This is a genomic window from Streptomyces solincola (assembly GCF_002982015.1).
Classification (GTDB): Bacteria; Actinomycetota; Actinomycetes; order Streptomycetales; family Streptomycetaceae; genus Streptomyces; species Streptomyces solincola.
The window spans coordinates 1-17,189 of the sequence record NZ_PVLV01000111.1; the positions used below are offsets into that span (position 1 = coordinate 1).

Consider the following 17,189-nt stretch of genomic DNA (forward strand, 5'->3'; position numbering starts at 1 on the left):
GGCCCCGTCCGCCCCCGGCGACCCCGCGTCCACCCGCCGGACCCCCGCCGGCGCCGCCGTGCTGCGGGAGGACGTCACCGAGGCGATCCGCGCGGCCGTCTTCGAGGAACTGGCCGCCGTCGGCTTCGCGCGCATGTCCATCGAGGGCATCGCCCGGCGCGCCGGCGTCGGCAAGACGGCCGTCTACCGGCGCTGGAAGTCCAAACTCGCCCTCGTCCTCGACCTGATCACCGCCGTCGCCGCCGAGGGCGCCCCCGCGCCGGACACCGGCTCGCTGCACGGGGACGTCCGGGCGCTGCTGGAGGTCGCCGCCGCCGCGCTGTCCCACCCGGTCGCCTCCCAGGTCGTCCCGGACCTGCTGGTCGAGGCCGCCCGCCACCCCGAGATCGCCGACGCCGTCCGCGGCGCGCTGCTGGACGGCCGCCAAGGCGTGGCCGCCCGGATCGTGCGGGCCGCCGCCGAGCGCGGCGAACTGCCCGAGGGCGCCGACCCGGACCGGGCGCTCGACCTGGTGCTCGGCCCGCTGTACTGGCGGCTGGCCGTGGTCCGCACCCCCGTGCCGGACGGCTACCTCGACGACCTCGCCCGCTCGGCCATCGCCGCGCTCACCGCGTGAGCAGGGGGGCCGGGCACCCGAACGGCCCCCCGCCGGGTGACGCCCCGCCCGCCCGCCGGTTGAGCCTGCCGACCACCTGAGACGAACCGGGAAGGACGGCGGTACGAATGCGGGAACTGGGCATCGAGGGCGCGTGGATCATGGAGCCGAAGGTCCTCACCGACCGGCGCGGCAGCTTCCACGAGTGGTTCCGGGCCCCGGAGCTGGCCGAGGCGGCCGGCTACCGGCTCGACCTCGCCCAGGCCAACTGCTCGGTCTCCGCGCGCGGCACCCTGCGCGGCATCCACTTCGCCGACGTGCCGCCCGGCCAGGCCAAGTACGTGACCTGCGTCCGCGGCGCCGTCCTCGACGTCGTCGTGGACCTGCGCACCGGCTCGCCCACCTACCGCGCCTGGGAGACCGTCCGCCTGGACGACCGCGACCACCGCGCCGTCCACCTCGCCGAGGGCCTGGGCCACGGCTTCCTGGCCCTCACCGACGACGCCACCGTGGTCTACCTCTGCTCCCGCGGCTACGCCCCGGCCCGCGAGCACGGCGTCCACCCGCTCGACCCGGACCTGGGCATCGACTGGCCGGCGGACGTCCCGCTGCTGCTCTCGGACAAGGACGCCGCCGCGCCGGGCCTGGCGGAGGCCGAGGCGGCCGGGCTGCTGCCCTCGTACGAGGCGTGCACCGCCTGGTACGAGGGCCTGCGGGCGGCGTCCGCGGCCCCCGCCCTCCCCGACGCGCTGGTCGCGCCCCGGCACCCTGACCGCACCGCGCCCGGGTCGCGGCCTCGTGCCGGACGGCCCGTGTCATAACCCGGGACCGGGATATACGAAGACCCAAGGGGCGGGCTGCGGGCGGCCGTTGGCCGGATCACCCGCCCTGGTCGGTGTTCGCGGTCCTGACAGGAGGGTGGTCCCCATGCATGGTGACCGGTCGATGGAACCCCTGGCGCCCGGGACGGTGCAGCGAGGGCAACTGCGCTCGCGGGTCTCGGACATCGCCTGGACGAGCCTCTTCGTGATCCTCGGCGCCTGGGCGCTGCTCGCCGCCGTCGGCGCGGCGGTGGGAGTGGCCGGGTCCTGGACGTACGTCGCCGTCGCCTCGGCGCTGCTCTTCATGGCCCTGGTCGCGCGGGCGTCCATGTTCCGTGACCGGGGTCGCCGACGGCTCTGACGCGATGCGCCCGGGGCCGGGACGGGGTATTCCGGCATGCGGGGCAGGCGGATTTCCGCCTGCCCCGTTTTCTCTTTCCGGAGACCGGAAAAGCAAGGCCGGAAAGGAATGGATCAATGGCCGAATGTTCGCCGTTCCGCCAGGTAAGGCCAGGGCGGTCGGAAATCATTCGTTCATTCCCTCGGGGAGGGTCCGTCCATGGCCGAGACGTCGCGGAAGTCGCTGAAGAGGAACGCCGTTCTCACCGCCGCCCTGGTCTGTCTGGCCGCCACCGGGCTGGCCGGCTGCGGCGAGCAGGGCTCCGACGAGCCGTTCGCCGGGCAGAGCGCCGACGACATCGCGGCCAAGGCGGTGAAGGCGACCCGGGACGCCGAGTCCGTCCGCATCGCCGGGACTTCGAAGCCGCAGGGCGCACCGCAGGCGATGACGGTCGACTTCCAGGTCGACGAGCAGGACAACTGCCAGGGGACCATGTCCATGAAGGACGCCAAGGCCGACGTACGGCAGGCCGGGCAGTCCGCGTACGTCAAGGGCAACGAGCCGTTCTGGCAGGCCGCCCTCCAGGGGCAGCCCGGTACCGACAAGGCGATCGCCCAGCTCCAGGGCAAGTGGGTCAAGAGCAAGCCGGGCGACAGCTCCACCCAGGGCATGTGCGACAAGCAGTCCATGCTCGCCGCCATGGACGACGACAAGTCCGAGCGCAAGGGCCTCAAGCGCGGGGAGACCACCGAGGTGGAGGGCAAGGAGGCGCTCACCCTCACCAAGGAGCAGGGTGACGGGGAGAAGCTGACCCTCTACGTCGCCACCGAGGGCGAGCCGTTCATCCTCAAGACGGTCACCCAGGGCGGCAAGCAGCCCGGCGAGGCGACCTTCACCGACTACAACGCGAAGGTGCGGGTCGAGCAGCCGCCGGCCGGCGAGGTCGTCGACCCGGCGAAGGTCTCCGTGAGCGGCTGACCGGCACAGACAAGGGGAGGGGCCGCGTCCCGCCGGGACGCGGCCCCTCCTGCTCTCCGGCCCGCCGGGTCAGTCCATGTGCCGGCGGTCCTCCTCGGTCCACTTGGCGGTGTCCCGCGGCTCGACGTAGGGCTCGGCGGTGGCCGGATGGCCGCCCTCGATGGCGCGCTGGCGGGCGAGTTCGGCGTCGAACTCCAGGCCGAGCAGGATCACCACATTGGTGATCCAGAGCCACACCAGGAAGACGATCACACCGGCCAGGGTCCCGTAGGTCTTGTTGTACGAGGCGAAGTTGGCCACGTAGACCGCGAAGCCGCCGGACGCCAGCATCCACAGCAGCAGGGCGAGCACGCTTCCCGGGGTCACCCAGGCGAAGCCGCGGCCCCGGGCGTTGGGCGCCGCCCAGTACAGGATCGCGATCATGACGGTGACCAGGATGACCAGGACCGGCCACTTGGCGATCGACCACACCGTGACGGCGGTGTCCCCGAGCCCGAGCGCGTCGCCCGCGCGGCGGGCCAGGCCGCCGGTGAACACCACGATCAGCGCGCTGGCGACGGCCAGCACCATCAGCACCACGGTCAGGCCCAGCCGCAGCGGCAGCACCTTGGTCGCCGGGCGGCCCTCGGGCATGTCGTAGACCGCGTTCGAGGCGCGGATGAAGGCCGCGATGTAGCCGGACGCCGACCAGATCGCGAGCACCAGGCCGACCACGGCCATGATCCCGCCGACGCCGCCGCTGCCCTGGAGCTGCTGCACCGCCTGCGTGATGATGTCGCGGGCCGGCCCCGGGGCCAGCTTCTGGAGGTTGTCCAGCACGCTCTGGGTCGCCGACTTCCCCGCGAGGCCGAGGATCGACACCAGCACCAGCAGGGCCGGGAACAGAGACAGCACCGCGTAGTAGGTGAGCGCGGCGGCCCGGTCGGTCAGCTCGTCGTCCTGGAACTCCTTGACCGTCCGCTTCAGCAGCGCGCCCCAGGAGCGCTTGGGCATCTCGGTCGGTTTGTCCGGCGCCCGCGCCTCCACGGCCGGGTCAGGCCCGACCCGCTCCGCGCCCTCGCCCGGCGCCCCGCCCGCGCCCCGCATCTTTTCCTCGTCCCCGTCCCCGGGGTGGTGGGTAGCTGCCATGGCGCTGCGAGTATCCCGACGACGCCGCCCGGAAACGGGCGGCGCGCCACCCGGGTGACCACCGGGCCGGTCCACACCCCCATCGGGGGCAGCCGGCCGAGCGTGCCGCTGCCGTGAAGCCGCAGCCGCCGGCGGTGAGCCGCCCGACGTCGGGGACGCAGGAGCCGAGCATGCCGCGTCGGACGGCACCGAAGGCGGCCCGGCGGTCAGCGTCGGTCCCGGTGCGTACATCGTCTGCCACCAGGGGCCACGAGCCTCTCCCGAGCCGACTCCGCACGAGATCGGTGCGCCCCGCCTCCGTACCCGGTCCGGCCGCGTCCCGCGCGAACCGGGGAAGGGGCGCGCACGTCCCGATCGAGTGCGCCCCGCCAGGGACGGACGTACGGGCCCCCTCCGGTATGTCCGCGCTCACACGCCAGGCGTCACGCCGGGTCGTTCTTGCCCTTGAGCTCGTCCTTGACGTCTTCCTTGGCCTGGCGGGCGTGGCCCTTGGCCTGGTCGGTGTGACCCTTGGCCTCCAGGCGCTCGTTGCCCGTGGCGCGGCCGGCGGCTTCCTTGACCTTGCCGGTGACCTGCTCGGTCTTCGCCTTCGCCTTCTCGTCGGCGGCCATTTTGTCGCCCTCCTCCACGTTGGCTGTGCTTCGTCTGCTCTTCGCATGACCTGACACGGGTGGCGTAAACATGGAAGGCGGAAGGCAATCCCCCGGAGGAGCGGCGGGGCGCGGCGTGGTTTGACAGCCAACCCCCGCGGGGTAATCTCTTCGGCTCGATTGGCCTAGGCGCCGTCCCGTATGGCAGACTGTCCGGGTTGCTCGGTTGAGTGCCGATGCTGCGCGCCTCCCGCCGGGGGGACCGGAAGCGAGTCCCACAGTACTCGTCGCCTCTCATCAGGGGCGGACGTACGGGAATCTTCCGGGAAGCGTATGCGGGGCGCCGGCCAGGCACCCGGTGGGTGTTCCACCCCCGGCCTCGCGGTCCACGGGACCGCACCCCCTTGGTTGGGAAATCCTTCGGGACTTCTACGTAGAGGGAGTGCGACACGCCCGACCGCGTGGGTCGGAGGACCGGCGAGCGGCCGAGCAGGCCGCGGCCCACCAGGTTCCAGAGCGTTACGAGAGACAGGACTACTGAGTAGCCATGGCGGGACAGAAGATCCGCATCCGGCTCAAGGCCTACGACCACGAGGTCATCGACTCCTCGGCGAAGAAGATCGTCGAGACGGTGACCCGTACCGGTGCGTCGGTCGCGGGCCCGGTGCCGCTGCCCACTGAGAAGAACGTGTACTGCGTCATCAAGTCGCCGCACAAGTACAAGGACTCGCGCGAGCACTTCGAGATGCGCACGCACAAGCGCCTCATCGACATCCTCGACCCCACGCCGAAGACGGTCGACTCGCTCATGCGTCTCGACCTGCCGGCCGGCGTCGACATCGAGATCAAGCTCTGAGGTGACGCGCGAGATGGCAAAGAACATTAAGGGCGTCCTGGGCGAGAAGCTCGGCATGACCCAGGTCTGGGACGAGAACAACCGGGTCGTCCCGGTGACCGTCGTCAAGGCCGGGCCCTGCATCGTCACCCAGGTCCGCACCAACGACACCGACGGCTACGAGTCGGTCCAGATCGGCTTCGGCGAGATCGACCCGCGCAAGGTGAACAAGCCCCTCAAGGGCCACTTCGCCAAGGCCGACGTCACCCCGCGCCGCCACCTGGTGGAGATCCGCACCGCCGACGCCTCCGAGTACACCCTCGGCCAGGAAGTCACCGCCGAGGTCTTCGAGGCGGGCGTGAAGGTCGACGTCACCGGCAAGAGCAAGGGCAAGGGCTTCGCCGGTGTCATGAAGCGCCACAACTTCCGTGGCCTGGGCGCCGGACACGGCACCCAGCGCAAGCACCGCTCGCCCGGTTCCATCGGTGGCTGCGCCACCCCGGGCCGCGTGTTCAAGGGCCTCCGCATGGCGGGCCGCATGGGCAACGAGCGGGTCACCACCCAGAACCTGACCGTCCACGCCGTTGACGCGGAGAAGGGTCTGCTGCTCATCAAGGGCGCGGTTCCTGGTCCGAACGGCGGCCTCGTCCTGGTCCGTACCGCGGCCAAGGGGGCCTGAGGTAACCGATGAGCACCATTGACATCCTTTCGCCGGCGGGCGACAAGGCCGGGACCGTCGATCTCCCCGCGGAGATCTTCGACGCCAAGACCAGCGTTCCGCTGATCCACCAGGTCGTCGTCGCTCAGCTCGCCGCTGCCCGCCAGGGCACGCACAAGACCAAGACCCGTGGCGAAGTCCGCGGCGGTGGCAAGAAGCCGTACCGCCAGAAGGGCACCGGCCGCGCCCGTCAGGGCTCGACCCGCGCCCCGCAGTTCGCCGGCGGTGGCGTCGTCCACGGCCCCGTGCCGCGTGACTACTCGCAGCGCACCCCCAAGAAGATGAAGGCCGCCGCCCTGCGTGGCGCCCTCTCCGACCGGGCGCGCCACTCCCGTATCCACGTCGTCACCGGCGTGGTCGACGGGGACGTCTCCACCAAGGCCGCCAAGACGCTGCTCGGCAAGATCTCGGAGCGCAAGAACCTGCTCCTGGTCGTCGAGCGCTCCGACGAGGCCGCGTGGCTGTCCGCCCGCAACCTGCCCCAGGTGCACATCCTGGAGCCGGGCCAGCTCAACACGTACGACGTGATCGTCTCCGACGACGTGGTCTTCACCAAGGCCGCCCTCGAGTCCTTCGTGTCTGGCCCCCAGACCGCTGAGACCGAAGGGAGCGACGCCTGATGAGCGAGGCCGTCGTCACCAGCAAGACCTTCTCGGACCCGCGCGACATCCTGGTCAAGCCGGTCGTCTCCGAGAAGAGCTACGCCCTGCTGGACGAGAACAAGTACACGTTCGTCGTGGACCCCCGCGCCAACAAGACCCAGATCAAGCAGGCCGTCGAGGCCATCTTCTCGGTCAAGGTCACCGGCGTGAACACGATCAACCGCCAGGGCAAGCGCAAGCGCACCCGCACCGGTTTCGGTAAGCGCGCCAACACCAAGCGCGCCATCGTCACCCTTGCTGAGGGCAGCCGTATCGACATCTTCGGCCAGGCCTCCTAACGGAGCGCCCTGGTCCGAATATCGGACGAGGACTGAGAAATGGGTATCCGCAAGTACAAGCCGACGACTCCGGGCCGTCGTGGCTCCAGCGTCGCCGACTTTGTCGAGATCACGCGGTCCACGCCGGAGAAGTCGCTGGTCCGCCCCCTGCACAGCAAGGGCGGCCGTAACAACACCGGTCGTGTGACCGTCCGCCACCAGGGCGGTGGCCACAAGCGCGCCTACCGTGTCATCGACTTCCGTCGCCATGACAAGGACGGCGTGCCGGCGAAGGTCGCGCACATCGAGTACGACCCGAACCGCACCGCGCGCATCGCGCTCCTGCACTACGTGGACGGCGAGAAGCGCTACATCCTCGCCCCCCGTGGCCTGAGCCAGGGCGACCGGGTCGAGAACGGCCCCGGCGCCGACATCAAGCCCGGCAACAACCTGGCGCTGCGCAACATCCCCGTCGGCACCACGGTGCACGCGATCGAGCTCCGCCCCGGTGGCGGCGCCAAGTTCGCCCGCTCCGCCGGCGCCTCGGTGCAGCTCCTCGCGCGTGAGGGCGCCATGGCGACCCTCCGTATGCCGTCCGGCGAGATCCGCATGGTGGACGCGCGCTGCCGCGCCACCATCGGTGAGGTCGGCAACGCCGAGCAGTCGAACATCAACTGGGGCAAGGCCGGCCGCAAGCGCTGGCTGGGCGTTCGCCCGACCGTCCGCGGTGTGGCGATGAACCCGGTCGACCACCCGCACGGTGGTGGTGAGGGCAAGACCTCCGGTGGTCGCCACCCGGTCAGCCCGTGGGGTCAGAAGGAGGGTCGTACTCGTTCGCCGAAGAAGGCTTCGAACAAGTACATCGTCCGCCGCCGCAAGACGAACAAGAAGCGCTAGGAGCGGGTTTAGATGCCGCGCAGTCTCAAGAAGGGGCCCTTCGTCGACGACCACCTCATCAAGAAGGTGGACGTACAGAACGAAGCCGGCACCAAGAACGTCATCAAGACCTGGTCCCGTCGCTCGATGATCATCCCGGCCATGCTCGGCCACACGATCGCGGTGCACAACGGCAAGACCCACATCCCGGTGTTCGTCACCGAGTCGATGGTCGGCCACAAGCTCGGCGAGTTCTCGCCGACGCGCACCTTCCGGGGTCACGTCAAGGACGACCGGAAGTCGAAGCGCCGCTAATTGCGGGGTGACAGACCATGACGAACGTGTCAGACACTGAAGGGACAACCATGGAAGCCAGGGCCCAGGCGCGGTACATCCGCGTCACGCCCATGAAGGCCCGCCGCGTGGTGGACCTCATCCGTGGCATGGACGCCACGGAGGCTCAGGCGGTCCTGCGTTTCGCCCCGCAGGCCGCCAGCGTGCCCGTCGGCAAGGTGCTGGACAGCGCCATCGCCAACGCCGCGCACAACTACGACCACACGGACGCCTCCTCGCTGGTCATCAGCGAGGCGTACGTGGACGAGGGCCCGACCCTGAAGCGGTTCCGTCCGCGTGCCCAGGGCCGCGCCTACCGGATCCGTAAGCGGACCAGCCACATCACCGTGGTCGTCAGCAGCAAGGAAGGAACCCGGTAATGGGCCAGAAGGTTAACCCGCATGGGTTCCGGCTCGGCATCACCACCGACTTCAAGTCGCGTTGGTACGCCGACAAGCTGTACAAGGACTACGTCAAGGAAGACGTCGCCATCCGCCGGATGATGACGTCCGGCATGGAGCGCGCCGGCATCTCCAAGGTCGAGATCGAGCGCACCCGCGACCGCGTCCGCGTCGACATCCACACCGCCCGCCCGGGCATCGTGATCGGCCGCCGCGGCGCCGAGGCCGACCGCATCCGCGGCGACCTGGAGAAGCTGACCGGCAAGCAGGTCCAGCTCAACATCCTCGAGGTCAAGAACCCCGAGGTGGACGCTCAGCTGGTGGCCCAGGCCGTCGCCGAGCAGCTCTCCTCCCGCGTCTCCTTCCGCCGCGCCATGCGCAAGAGCATGCAGTCGGCGATGAAGGCGGGCGCCAAGGGCATCAAGATCCAGTGCGGTGGCCGTCTCGGCGGCGCCGAGATGTCCCGCTCGGAGTTCTACCGCGAGGGCCGTGTGCCGCTGCACACCCTGCGCGCGAACGTCGAGTACGGCTTCTTCGAGGCCAAGACCACCTTCGGTCGCATCGGCGTCAAGGTGTGGATCTACAAGGGCGACGTCAAGAACATCGCCGAGGTCCGCGCCGAGAACGCCGCCGCCCGCGCCGGCAACCGCCCGGCCCGTGGCGGCGCCGACCGCCCGGCCCGTGGTGGCCGCGGTGGCGAGCGTGGCGGCCGCGGCCGCAAGCCGCAGCAGCAGAGCACCGGTGCCGAGGCCCCCAAGGCCGAGGCCACCGCCGCTCCGGCTGCTGAAAGCACCGGAACGGAGGCCTGACCGTCATGCTGATCCCCCGTAGGGTCAAGCACCGCAAGCAGCACCACCCCAAGCGCGACGGCATGTCCAAGGGTGGTACGCAGGTTGCGTTCGGCGAGTACGGCATCCAGGCCCTCACTCCGGCGTACGTGACCAACCGCCAGATCGAGGCGGCGCGTATCGCGATGACCCGCCACATCAAGCGTGGCGGCAAGGTCTGGATCAACATCTACCCGGACCGTCCGCTCACCAAGAAGCCGGCCGAGACCCGCATGGGTTCCGGTAAGGGTTCCCCGGAGTGGTGGATCGCGAACGTCAAGCCCGGACGCGTCATGTTCGAGCTGTCCTACCCGAACGAGAAGATCGCGCGCGAGGCCCTGACCCGTGCGGCTCACAAGCTGCCGATGAAGTGCAAGATCGTCAAGCGCGAGGCAGGTGAGCTGTGATGTCGACCGGTACCAAGGCGTCGGAGCTGCGCGAGCTGGGCAACGAGGAGCTCGTCAACAAGCTCCGCGAGGCCAAGGAAGAGCTGTTCAACCTCCGCTTCCAGGCGGCGACGGGCCAGCTCGAGAACCACGGTCGGCTCAAGTCCGTCCGTAAGGACATCGCCCGGATCTACACCCTGATGCGTGAGCGCGAGCTCGGCATCGAGACGGTGGAGAGCGCCTGATGAGCGAGAGCAACGTGACTGAGAACCCCGAGAAGACCGAGGCCCGCGGATTCCGCAAGACCCGCGAGGGTCTGGTCGTCAGCGACAAGATGGACAAGACCGTCGTCGTCGCCGTCGAGGACCGCGTCAAGCACGCGCTGTACGGCAAGGTCATCCGCCGTACCAACAAGCTCAAGGCGCACGACGAGCAGAACGCCGCCGGCGTCGGCGACCGCGTCCTCCTCATGGAGACCCGGCCGCTGTCCGCCACCAAGCGGTGGCGCGTCGTCGAGATCCTCGAGAAGGCCAAGTAATTTTGCGGGCGCCCTCCCCGAAGGGGGAGGGCCCCGCATCACCCCCGCCGGGGCGCACACGTCCCGGCACAGTTCCGCCAGGCTCGGGGGCCGTCCCAGGACGGCCCCCGGGAACCGGCAGACGATCAGGAGATAGACGTGATCCAGCAGGAGTCGCGACTGCGGGTCGCCGACAACACTGGTGCCAAGGAGATCCTTTGCATCCGTGTTCTCGGTGGCTCCGGTCGCCGCTACGCGGGCATCGGTGACGTCATCGTCGCCACCGTCAAGGACGCGATCCCCGGTGGCAACGTGAAGAAGGGTGACGTCGTCAAGGCGGTCATCGTTCGCACCGTCAAGGAGCGCCGCCGCCAGGACGGCTCGTACATCCGCTTCGACGAGAACGCCGCCGTCATTCTGAAGAACGACGGCGACCCTCGCGGCACCCGTATCTTCGGCCCGGTGGGCCGTGAGCTGCGCGAGAAGAAGTTCATGAAGATCATCTCGCTCGCGCCGGAGGTGCTGTAAGCATGAAGATCAAGAAGGGCGACCTGGTCCAGGTCATCACCGGTAAGGACAAGGGCAAGCAGGGCAAGGTCATCGCGGCCTTCCCCCGCGAGGACCGCGTCCTGGTCGAGGGTGTCAACCGGGTCAAGAAGCACACCAAGGCCAACCAGCCGGGCCGCGCCTCCCAGGCCGGCGGCATCGTCACCACCGAGGCCCCGATCCACGTGAGCAACGTCCAGCTCGTCGTCGAGAAGGACGGCAACAAGGTCGTGACCCGGGTCGGCTACCGCTTCGACGACGAGGGCAACAAGATCCGCGTTGCCAAGCGGACGGGTGAGGACATCTGATGGCTACCACCACCACTCCGCGTCTCAAGACGAAGTACCGCGAGGAGATCGCGGGCAAGCTGCGTGACGAGTTCAAGTACGAGAACGTCATGCAGGTTCCCGGCCTCGTCAAGGTCGTGGTCAACATGGGTGTGGGCGACGCCGCCCGCGACTCCAAGCTGATCGAGGGCGCCATCCGCGACCTCACCACGATCACCGGCCAGAAGCCGGCCGTCACCAAGGCCCGCAAGTCCATCGCGCAGTTCAAGCTGCGCGAGGGCCAGCCGATCGGCGCCCACGTCACGCTCCGTGGCGACCGCATGTGGGAGTTCCTGGACCGCACCCTGTCGCTCGCGCTCCCGCGCATCCGCGACTTCCGCGGCCTGTCCCCCAAGCAGTTCGACGGCCGTGGCAACTACACCTTCGGTCTCACGGAGCAGGTCATGTTCCACGAGATCGACCAGGACAAGATCGACCGCGTCCGGGGTATGGACATCACCGTGGTGACCACGGCGACCAACGACGACGAGGGCCGGGCCCTCCTCCGTCACCTCGGCTTCCCGTTCAAGGAGGCGTAAGCGAGATGGCGAAGAAGGCCCTTATCGCGAAGGCTGCTCGCAAGCCCAAGTTCGGTGTGCGTGGCTACACCCGCTGCCAGCGCTGCGGCCGCCCCCACTCCGTGTACCGCAAGTTCGGCCTGTGCCGCGTGTGCCTTCGTGAGATGGCTCACCGCGGCGAGCTGCCGGGCGTGACCAAGAGCTCCTGGTAATCCCCTTCTCGGGGAAGACCGGAGTCTCTCGGTAAGCATCTGGTCGGCAGATGCCCCGCCCCACGTGTCGTAAGCTAGTGGGGTTGGGCGTCTGCCGCCCGTACGCCCGCGGGTCGAACCCGCTAACAACGCTTACTACGCCGTAGGTCCCCGTGCCGCACCCGTCCCGCCTCTGAGCGGGGAGAGGGATGGCGCAGATAGGAAACCCCGGCGAGAGAGGCCGAAGGCCACTTCATGACCATGACTGATCCGATCGCAGACATGCTCACGCGTCTGCGGAACGCGAACTCGGCGTACCACGACTCCGTGACCATGCCGCACAGCAAGATCAAGTCTCACATCGCGGAGATCCTCCAGCAGGAGGGCTTCATCACGGGCTGGAAGGTCGAGGACGCCGAGGTCGGCAAGAACCTCGTCCTCGAGCTCAAGTTCGGTCCGAACCGTGAGCGCTCCATCGCGGGCATCAAGCGGATCTCGAAGCCGGGCCTGCGGGTCTACGCGAAGTCCACCAACCTGCCGAAGGTCCTCGGCGGCCTGGGCGTGGCGATCATCTCCACGTCCCACGGTCTCCTGACCGGCCAGCAGGCGCAGAAGAAGGGCGTGGGTGGGGAAGTCCTCGCCTACGTCTGGTAGTCGGGAACGGAGGAAAAGCCAATGTCGCGAATCGGCAAGCTCCCCATCACGGTTCCCGCCGGTGTGGACGTCACCATCGATGGCCGCACGGTCCAGGTGAAGGGCCCCAAGGGATCCCTGAGCCACACCGTCGCCGCTCCGATCGAGGTCGTCAAGGGCGAGGACGGCGTGCTGAACGTCAACCGCCCCAACGACGAGCGTCAGAACAAGGCCCTGCACGGCCTGTCCCGCACGCTGGTGGCCAACATGATCACCGGTGTGACCACGGGGTACACGAAGGCTCTTGAGATCAGCGGTGTCGGTTACCGCGTCGCCGCGAAGGGCTCCAACCTGGAGTTCCAGCTCGGCTACAGCCACCCGATCCTGGTGGAGGCGCCCGAGGGCATCTCCTTCAAGGTCGAGTCGCCGACCAAGTTCTCGGTCGAGGGCATCGACAAGCAGAAGGTCGGCGAGGTCGCCGCGAACATCCGCAAGCTGCGCAAGCCCGACCCGTACAAGGCCAAGGGCGTCAAGTACGCCGGCGAGGTCATCCGCCGCAAGGTCGGAAAGGCTGGTAAGTAGCCATGGCATACGGCGTCAAGATCGCCAAGGGCAAGGCGTACAAGGGTGCGGCTCTCAAGCGTCGCCACATCCGTATCCGCAAGAAGATCGCCGGTACGGCGGAGCGTCCGCGCCTCGTCGTCAGCCGGTCCAACCGGGGCATCACCGCTCAGGTGATCGACGACCTCAAGGGTCACACCGTGGCGTCGGCGTCCACCCTGGACGCTTCCATCCGCGGCGGCGAGGGCGACAAGTCGGCGAAGGCGAAGCAGGTCGGCCAGCTCGTGGCCGAGCGTGCCAAGGCCGCCGGCGTCGAGGCTGTCGTGTTCGACCGTGGCGGCAACCAGTACGCCGGGCGCATCGCCGCCCTGGCGGACGCCGCCCGCGAAGCCGGCCTCAAGTTCTAGTCGGCCCGTAGCTAGCGGAAAAGAGAGAGGTAAATCCAATGGCTGGACCCCAGCGCCGCGGAAGCGGTGCCGGTGGCGGCGAGCGGCGGGACCGGAAGGGCCGTGACGGCGGCGCTGCTGCCGCCGAGAAGACCGCGTACGTCGAGCGCGTCGTCGCGATCAACCGCGTTGCCAAGGTTGTGAAGGGTGGTCGTCGCTTCAGCTTCACCGCGCTGGTCGTGGTGGGCGACGGTGACGGCACCGTGGGTGTCGGTTACGGCAAGGCCAAGGAGGTGCCGGCCGCCATCGCCAAGGGTGTTGAGGAGGCCAAGAAGCACTTCTTCAAGGTCCCCCGTATCCAGGGCACCATCCCGCACCCCATCCAGGGCGAGAAGGCCGCGGGCGTCGTCCTGCTCAAGCCGGCTTCCCCCGGTACCGGTGTGATCGCCGGTGGCCCGGTGCGCGCCGTCCTGGAGTGCGCCGGCGTGCACGACATCCTGTCGAAGTCGCTCGGCTCGGACAACGCGATCAACATCGTGCACGCGACCGTGGCGGCCCTCAAGGGCCTCCAGCGTCCCGAGGAGATCGCGGCCCGCCGCGGTCTGCCCCTGGAGGACGTGGCCCCCGCGGCCCTGCTGCGTGCGCGTGCCGGGGCTGGTGCGTGATGGCGCAGCTCCGGATCAAGCAGACCAAGTCGTACATCGGCAGCAAGCAGAACCACCGCGACACCCTGCGGAGCCTGGGCCTCAAGCGCCTCGGCGACGTGGTCGTCAAGGAGGACCGCCCCGAGTTCCGCGGCATGGTGCACACCGTCCGCCACCTCGTGACGGTTGAGGAGGTTGACTGACATGGCGGAGAACAACCCGCTGAAGGCCCACAACCTCCGTCCCGCCCCCGGCGCCAAGACCGCGAAGACCCGTGTCGGTCGCGGTGAGGCGTCGAAGGGTAAGACGGCCGGTCGTGGCACCAAGGGCACCAAGGCCCGCTACCAGGTTCCGGAGCGCTTCGAGGGCGGGCAGATGCCCCTCCACATGCGTCTCCCGAAGCTCAAGGGCTTCAAGAACCCGTTCCGCACCGAGTACCAGGTCGTGAACCTGGACAAGCTCGCCTCGCTCTACCCCGAGGGTGGCGAGGTCACGGTGGCCGACCTGGTCGCCAAGGGCGCGGTGCGCAAGAACAGCCTCGTCAAGGTCCTGGGCCAGGGCGAGGTCTCCGTGGCGCTGACCGTGACGGTGGACGCCGTCTCGGGCTCCGCCAAGGAGAAGATCGCCGCCGCGGGCGGCAGCGTCACCGAGCTCGTCTGAGCCCGCGCGGCCCCCGTGGCCGCGGTGACACGTCGTACGGCCCGGCCGGACGCCCCTCAGGGGGCTCCGGCCGGGCCGTCGGCGTGTGCGCCCGAAGTCCCGCCGCCTACTGTGCGATTCGTGGACGTGGTCACACATGTCGGTGAACGTCCCCCCGTGCGGGGGGACGCTTTCGGACTCCGACCAGCCGTTCCCCCCGACTTCCCGGGGTTTCCGGGCCCCGGCAGATGTTTCCCGGGCGCCGCCGGGGCGGGTAGGGTGGCGACGTTGAGGATTGGGCGGCACTGTGCTGGCACGGTGCCGCCCAGCCAGGTAAACCGCTGATTATTCGAACCCGTCGCCTCTGACGCTCTCGCGCGGGGGTCGCAGGAGGCACCGTGCTCACCGCGTTCGCCCGGGCGGTCAAGACGCCCGACCTGCGTAAGAAGCTGCTCTTCACGCTCGGCATCATCGTGATCTACCGGTTCGGGGCGCACATCCCCGTGCCCGGTGTGAGCTACGAGAACGTCCAGATCTGCGTCAACCAGGCCCGGCAGGGCGACAACAACCTGCTCGGCCTGATGGACCTGTTCAGTGGCGGCGCCCTGCTGCAGATCACCATCTTCGCGCTCGGCATCATGCCGTACATCACGGCGAGCATCATCCTCCAGCTCCTGACCGTGGTGATCCCGCGTCTGGAGGCCCTCAAGAAGGAGGGTCAGTCAGGCACCGCGAAGATCACGCAGTACACGCGCTACCTGACGGTCGCGCTCGCCATCCTCCAGGGCACCGGCCTGGTCGCCACCGCCAAGAGCGGTGCGCTGTTCTCCGGTTGCCAGGTCGCCAGCCAGATCGTGCCGGACCAGTCGATCTTCGTCATCGTCACCATGGTGATCACGATGACCGCCGGCACCGCCGTGGTGATGTGGCTCGGTGAGCTGATCACCGACCGCGGCATCGGCAACGGCATGTCGATCCTGATGTTCATCTCGATCGCCGCCAGCTTCCCCAGCGCCCTGTGGGCCATCAAGAAGAGCGGCACCCTCGCCGGCGGCTGGATCGAGTTCGGCTTCATCATCCTGGTCGGCTTCGTGATGGTCGGGCTCGTCGTCTTCGTCGAGCAGGCCCAGCGCCGCATCCCGGTCCAGTACGCGAAGCGCATGATCGGGCGCCGCTCCTACGGCGGGACCTCCACCTACATCCCGCTCAAGGTGAACCAGGCGGGTGTCATCCCCGTCATCTTCGCCTCGTCGCTGCTGTACATCCCGATCCTGATCGGCCAGTTCTCCGGCAGCACCTCCGGCTGGTCGGCCTGGATCCAGCAGAACCTCGTGGACGGCAAGCCGATCCACACGGCGGTCTACTTCGTACTGATCGTGTTCTTCGCCTTCTTCTACGTCGCCATCTCCTTCAACCCCGAGGAAGTGGCCGACAACATGAAGAAGTATGGTGGCTTCATCCCGGGTATCCGGGCTGGTCGACCTACTGCCGAGTACCTGAGCTACGTGCTCAACCGGATCACCTGGCCGGGCTCGCTGTACCTGGGTCTGATCGCTCTCGTGCCGACAGTGGCGTTGGCCGGCTTCGGCGGATCGAGCCCCAACTTCCCGTTCGGCGGGACGAGCATCCTGATCATCGTGGGTGTGGGGCTGGAGACCGTGAAGCAGATCGAGAGCCAGCTCCAGCAGCGCAATTACGAAGGGTTCCTCCGCTGATGCGAATCGTCCTCGTCGGGCCGCCCGGCGCCGGCAAGGGAACGCAGGCCGCGTTCCTCGCTCAGAACCTGTCGATTCCGCACATCTCCACGGGCGACCTGTTCCGGGCGAACATCAGCCAGGGCACCGAGCTCGGCAAGCAGGCCAAGGCGTACATGGACGCGGGCAACCTCGTCCCCGACGAGGTCACCGTCGGCATGGCGAAGGACCGCATGGAGCAGGCCGACGCGGAGAACGGTTTCCTCCTCGACGGCTTCCCGCGCAACGTCGCCCAGGCCGAGGCGCTGGACGCGATCCTGGAGCAGAAGAGTCTCAAGCTGGACGCCGTCCTGGACCTGGAGGTCCCCGAGGACGAGGTCGTCAAGCGGATCGCCGGCCGCCGGATCTGCCGCAGCAACGGCGCGCACGTCTACCACGTGGTCTACAACCAGCCCGAGACCGAGGGCGTCTGCGACGTCTGCGGCGGCGAGCTGTACCAGCGCGAGGACGACTCCGAGGAGACCGTCCGCAAGCGGCTGGAGGTCTACCACACCGAGACCGAGCCGATCATCGACTACTACAAGGCGCAGGGGCTGGTCGCCACCATCTCCGCGCTGGCCAAGGTCGACGAGGTCACCGAGCGCGCGATGCGCGCGTTGCAGGGGCGCGGCGACCAGGCCGCGTAGCACCGCAGCACCGCGAGTCGAGGTCGTGCCGCCGNNGCCGCCGTATCGTGGTGAGGGCGGACCGCGGCCGCGTGCCGCCGCGTGAACCCCGCCACCCCCGC

The 17,189-nt window shown here is 68.9% G+C and carries 29 protein-coding genes; 27 read left to right on the forward strand and 2 right to left on the reverse strand.

All coding sequences use genetic code 11. The features are described from left to right. Positions 1–58 precede the first annotated feature (58 nt). The 4 genes from C6N75_RS08740 (at position 59) to C6N75_RS08755 (ending at position 2,734) form a co-directional block, all read left to right on the forward strand. Entirely contained in the window at positions 59–616 is a 558-nt protein-coding gene (locus tag C6N75_RS08740) for a TetR/AcrR family transcriptional regulator (protein ID WP_105868330.1), read from the forward strand. A gap of 107 nt (positions 617–723) precedes the next feature. Then, complete coding sequence (locus C6N75_RS08745; RefSeq protein ID WP_105868293.1) at positions 724–1,416, forward strand: dTDP-4-dehydrorhamnose 3,5-epimerase family protein; 693 nt, start codon at positions 724–726, stop codon at positions 1,414–1,416. A 124-nt stretch (positions 1,417–1,540) separates the two neighbouring features. Beyond that, positions 1,541–1,777 (forward strand): hypothetical protein, encoded by a 237-nt coding sequence (locus tag C6N75_RS08750; RefSeq protein WP_258177299.1) that lies wholly within the window; start codon positions 1,541–1,543, stop codon positions 1,775–1,777. Positions 1,778–1,975: 198 nt separating this feature from the next. Further along, positions 1,976–2,734: a hypothetical protein gene (locus tag C6N75_RS08755; protein ID WP_258177300.1), complete on the forward strand. Its 759-nt coding sequence runs from the start codon at positions 1,976–1,978 to the stop codon at positions 2,732–2,734. Between the two features lie 69 nt (positions 2,735–2,803). Here the strand turns inward: C6N75_RS08755 and C6N75_RS08760 are convergent, their stop codons facing one another. Together C6N75_RS08760 and C6N75_RS08765 are read right to left on the reverse strand one after the other, a co-directional pair. Further along, positions 2,804–3,820, reverse strand: a complete 1,017-nt coding sequence (locus tag C6N75_RS08760) for a YihY/virulence factor BrkB family protein (protein WP_256105237.1) — start codon at positions 3,818–3,820, stop codon at positions 2,804–2,806. Positions 3,821–4,284: 464 nt separating this feature from the next. Beyond that, positions 4,285–4,473, reverse strand: coding sequence for a CsbD family protein (locus C6N75_RS08765; protein ID WP_105868296.1), 189 nt, complete (start codon positions 4,471–4,473; stop codon positions 4,285–4,287). Positions 4,474–4,999: 526 nt separating this feature from the next. On the opposite strand from C6N75_RS08765, the gene rpsJ reads away from it, so the two are divergent. From rpsJ to C6N75_RS08885, 23 genes are all read left to right on the forward strand, one after another. Then, positions 5,000–5,308, forward strand: coding sequence for a 30S ribosomal protein S10 (gene rpsJ, locus C6N75_RS08770; RefSeq protein ID WP_003948644.1), 309 nt, complete (start codon positions 5,000–5,002; stop codon positions 5,306–5,308). 13 nt (positions 5,309–5,321) lie between these two features. Next, positions 5,322–5,966, forward strand: a complete 645-nt coding sequence (gene rplC, locus C6N75_RS08775; RefSeq protein ID WP_105868332.1) for a 50S ribosomal protein L3 — start codon at positions 5,322–5,324, stop codon at positions 5,964–5,966. 8 nt (positions 5,967–5,974) lie between these two features. Further along, entirely contained in the window at positions 5,975–6,625 is a 651-nt protein-coding gene (rplD, locus tag C6N75_RS08780; RefSeq protein WP_105868297.1) for a 50S ribosomal protein L4, read from the forward strand. Beyond that, positions 6,625–6,945 carry a 50S ribosomal protein L23 gene (gene rplW, locus C6N75_RS08785; RefSeq protein ID WP_105868298.1) on the forward strand — a complete coding sequence of 107 codons (321 nt, stop codon included), beginning with the start codon at positions 6,625–6,627 and terminating at the stop codon, positions 6,943–6,945. The genes rplD and rplW overlap by 1 nt, the downstream gene beginning before the upstream one ends. A gap of 39 nt (positions 6,946–6,984) precedes the next feature. Next, the gene (rplB, locus tag C6N75_RS08790) at positions 6,985–7,821 is read left to right on the forward strand and encodes a 50S ribosomal protein L2 (RefSeq protein ID WP_105868299.1); all 837 of its coding nucleotides are present in this window, start codon (positions 6,985–6,987) and stop codon (positions 7,819–7,821) included. A 12-nt stretch (positions 7,822–7,833) separates the two neighbouring features. Further along, the gene (gene rpsS / locus C6N75_RS08795) at positions 7,834–8,115 is read left to right on the forward strand and encodes a 30S ribosomal protein S19 (protein ID WP_005481224.1); all 282 of its coding nucleotides are present in this window, start codon (positions 7,834–7,836) and stop codon (positions 8,113–8,115) included. Between the two features lie 50 nt (positions 8,116–8,165). Next, positions 8,166–8,513 carry a 50S ribosomal protein L22 gene (gene rplV / locus C6N75_RS08800; protein ID WP_004571827.1) on the forward strand — a complete coding sequence of 116 codons (348 nt, stop codon included), beginning with the start codon at positions 8,166–8,168 and terminating at the stop codon, positions 8,511–8,513. Then, the gene (gene rpsC, locus C6N75_RS08805; protein ID WP_105868300.1) at positions 8,513–9,343 is read left to right on the forward strand and encodes a 30S ribosomal protein S3; all 831 of its coding nucleotides are present in this window, start codon (positions 8,513–8,515) and stop codon (positions 9,341–9,343) included. Before rplV ends, rpsC begins: the two co-directional genes overlap by 1 nt. 5 nt (positions 9,344–9,348) lie before the next feature. Then, positions 9,349–9,768: a 50S ribosomal protein L16 gene (rplP, locus tag C6N75_RS08810; protein WP_105868301.1), complete on the forward strand. Its 420-nt coding sequence runs from the start codon at positions 9,349–9,351 to the stop codon at positions 9,766–9,768. After that, the gene (rpmC, locus tag C6N75_RS08815) at positions 9,768–9,992 is read left to right on the forward strand and encodes a 50S ribosomal protein L29 (protein WP_105868302.1); all 225 of its coding nucleotides are present in this window, start codon (positions 9,768–9,770) and stop codon (positions 9,990–9,992) included. The genes rplP and rpmC overlap by 1 nt, the downstream gene beginning before the upstream one ends. Next, on the forward strand, positions 9,992–10,285 hold the full coding sequence (gene rpsQ, locus C6N75_RS08820) for a 30S ribosomal protein S17 (RefSeq protein ID WP_105868303.1): 294 nt from the start codon (positions 9,992–9,994) through the stop codon (positions 10,283–10,285). Before rpmC ends, rpsQ begins: the two co-directional genes overlap by 1 nt. A 138-nt stretch (positions 10,286–10,423) precedes the next feature. After that, positions 10,424–10,792 (forward strand): 50S ribosomal protein L14, encoded by a 369-nt coding sequence (gene rplN, locus C6N75_RS08825; protein WP_003956455.1) that lies wholly within the window; start codon positions 10,424–10,426, stop codon positions 10,790–10,792. Between the two features lie 2 nt (positions 10,793–10,794). Further along, positions 10,795–11,118 carry a 50S ribosomal protein L24 gene (gene rplX, locus C6N75_RS08830; RefSeq protein ID WP_105868304.1) on the forward strand — a complete coding sequence of 108 codons (324 nt, stop codon included), beginning with the start codon at positions 10,795–10,797 and terminating at the stop codon, positions 11,116–11,118. Then, positions 11,118–11,675, forward strand: coding sequence for a 50S ribosomal protein L5 (rplE, locus tag C6N75_RS08835; protein ID WP_105868305.1), 558 nt, complete (start codon positions 11,118–11,120; stop codon positions 11,673–11,675). Before rplX ends, rplE begins: the two co-directional genes overlap by 1 nt. Before the next feature lie 5 nt (positions 11,676–11,680). Next, positions 11,681–11,866 carry a type Z 30S ribosomal protein S14 gene (locus C6N75_RS08840; protein WP_003948630.1) on the forward strand — a complete coding sequence of 62 codons (186 nt, stop codon included), beginning with the start codon at positions 11,681–11,683 and terminating at the stop codon, positions 11,864–11,866. Between the two features lie 234 nt (positions 11,867–12,100). Then, the gene (gene rpsH / locus C6N75_RS08850; RefSeq protein ID WP_006347222.1) at positions 12,101–12,499 is read left to right on the forward strand and encodes a 30S ribosomal protein S8; all 399 of its coding nucleotides are present in this window, start codon (positions 12,101–12,103) and stop codon (positions 12,497–12,499) included. A gap of 21 nt (positions 12,500–12,520) precedes the next feature. Then, positions 12,521–13,060, forward strand: coding sequence for a 50S ribosomal protein L6 (gene rplF / locus C6N75_RS08855; protein WP_105868306.1), 540 nt, complete (start codon positions 12,521–12,523; stop codon positions 13,058–13,060). A gap of 2 nt (positions 13,061–13,062) precedes the next feature. Then, positions 13,063–13,446 (forward strand): 50S ribosomal protein L18, encoded by a 384-nt coding sequence (gene rplR / locus C6N75_RS08860; RefSeq protein WP_105868307.1) that lies wholly within the window; start codon positions 13,063–13,065, stop codon positions 13,444–13,446. 38 nt (positions 13,447–13,484) lie between these two features. Then, positions 13,485–14,090 (forward strand): 30S ribosomal protein S5, encoded by a 606-nt coding sequence (gene rpsE / locus C6N75_RS08865; protein WP_005313527.1) that lies wholly within the window; start codon positions 13,485–13,487, stop codon positions 14,088–14,090. Then, positions 14,090–14,272 carry a 50S ribosomal protein L30 gene (gene rpmD, locus C6N75_RS08870; RefSeq protein WP_105868308.1) on the forward strand — a complete coding sequence of 61 codons (183 nt, stop codon included), beginning with the start codon at positions 14,090–14,092 and terminating at the stop codon, positions 14,270–14,272. The genes rpsE and rpmD overlap by 1 nt, the downstream gene beginning before the upstream one ends. Position 14,273: 1 nt before the next feature. Then, positions 14,274–14,729, forward strand: coding sequence for a 50S ribosomal protein L15 (rplO, locus tag C6N75_RS08875; protein WP_105868309.1), 456 nt, complete (start codon positions 14,274–14,276; stop codon positions 14,727–14,729). Between the two features lie 377 nt (positions 14,730–15,106). Continuing rightward, the gene (secY, locus tag C6N75_RS08880; protein ID WP_105868310.1) at positions 15,107–16,423 is read left to right on the forward strand and encodes a preprotein translocase subunit SecY; all 1,317 of its coding nucleotides are present in this window, start codon (positions 15,107–15,109) and stop codon (positions 16,421–16,423) included. Beyond that, positions 16,423–17,088, forward strand: coding sequence for an adenylate kinase (locus tag C6N75_RS08885; RefSeq protein ID WP_105868311.1), 666 nt, complete (start codon positions 16,423–16,425; stop codon positions 17,086–17,088). The genes secY and C6N75_RS08885 overlap by 1 nt, the downstream gene beginning before the upstream one ends. Positions 17,089–17,189 lie beyond the last annotated feature (101 nt).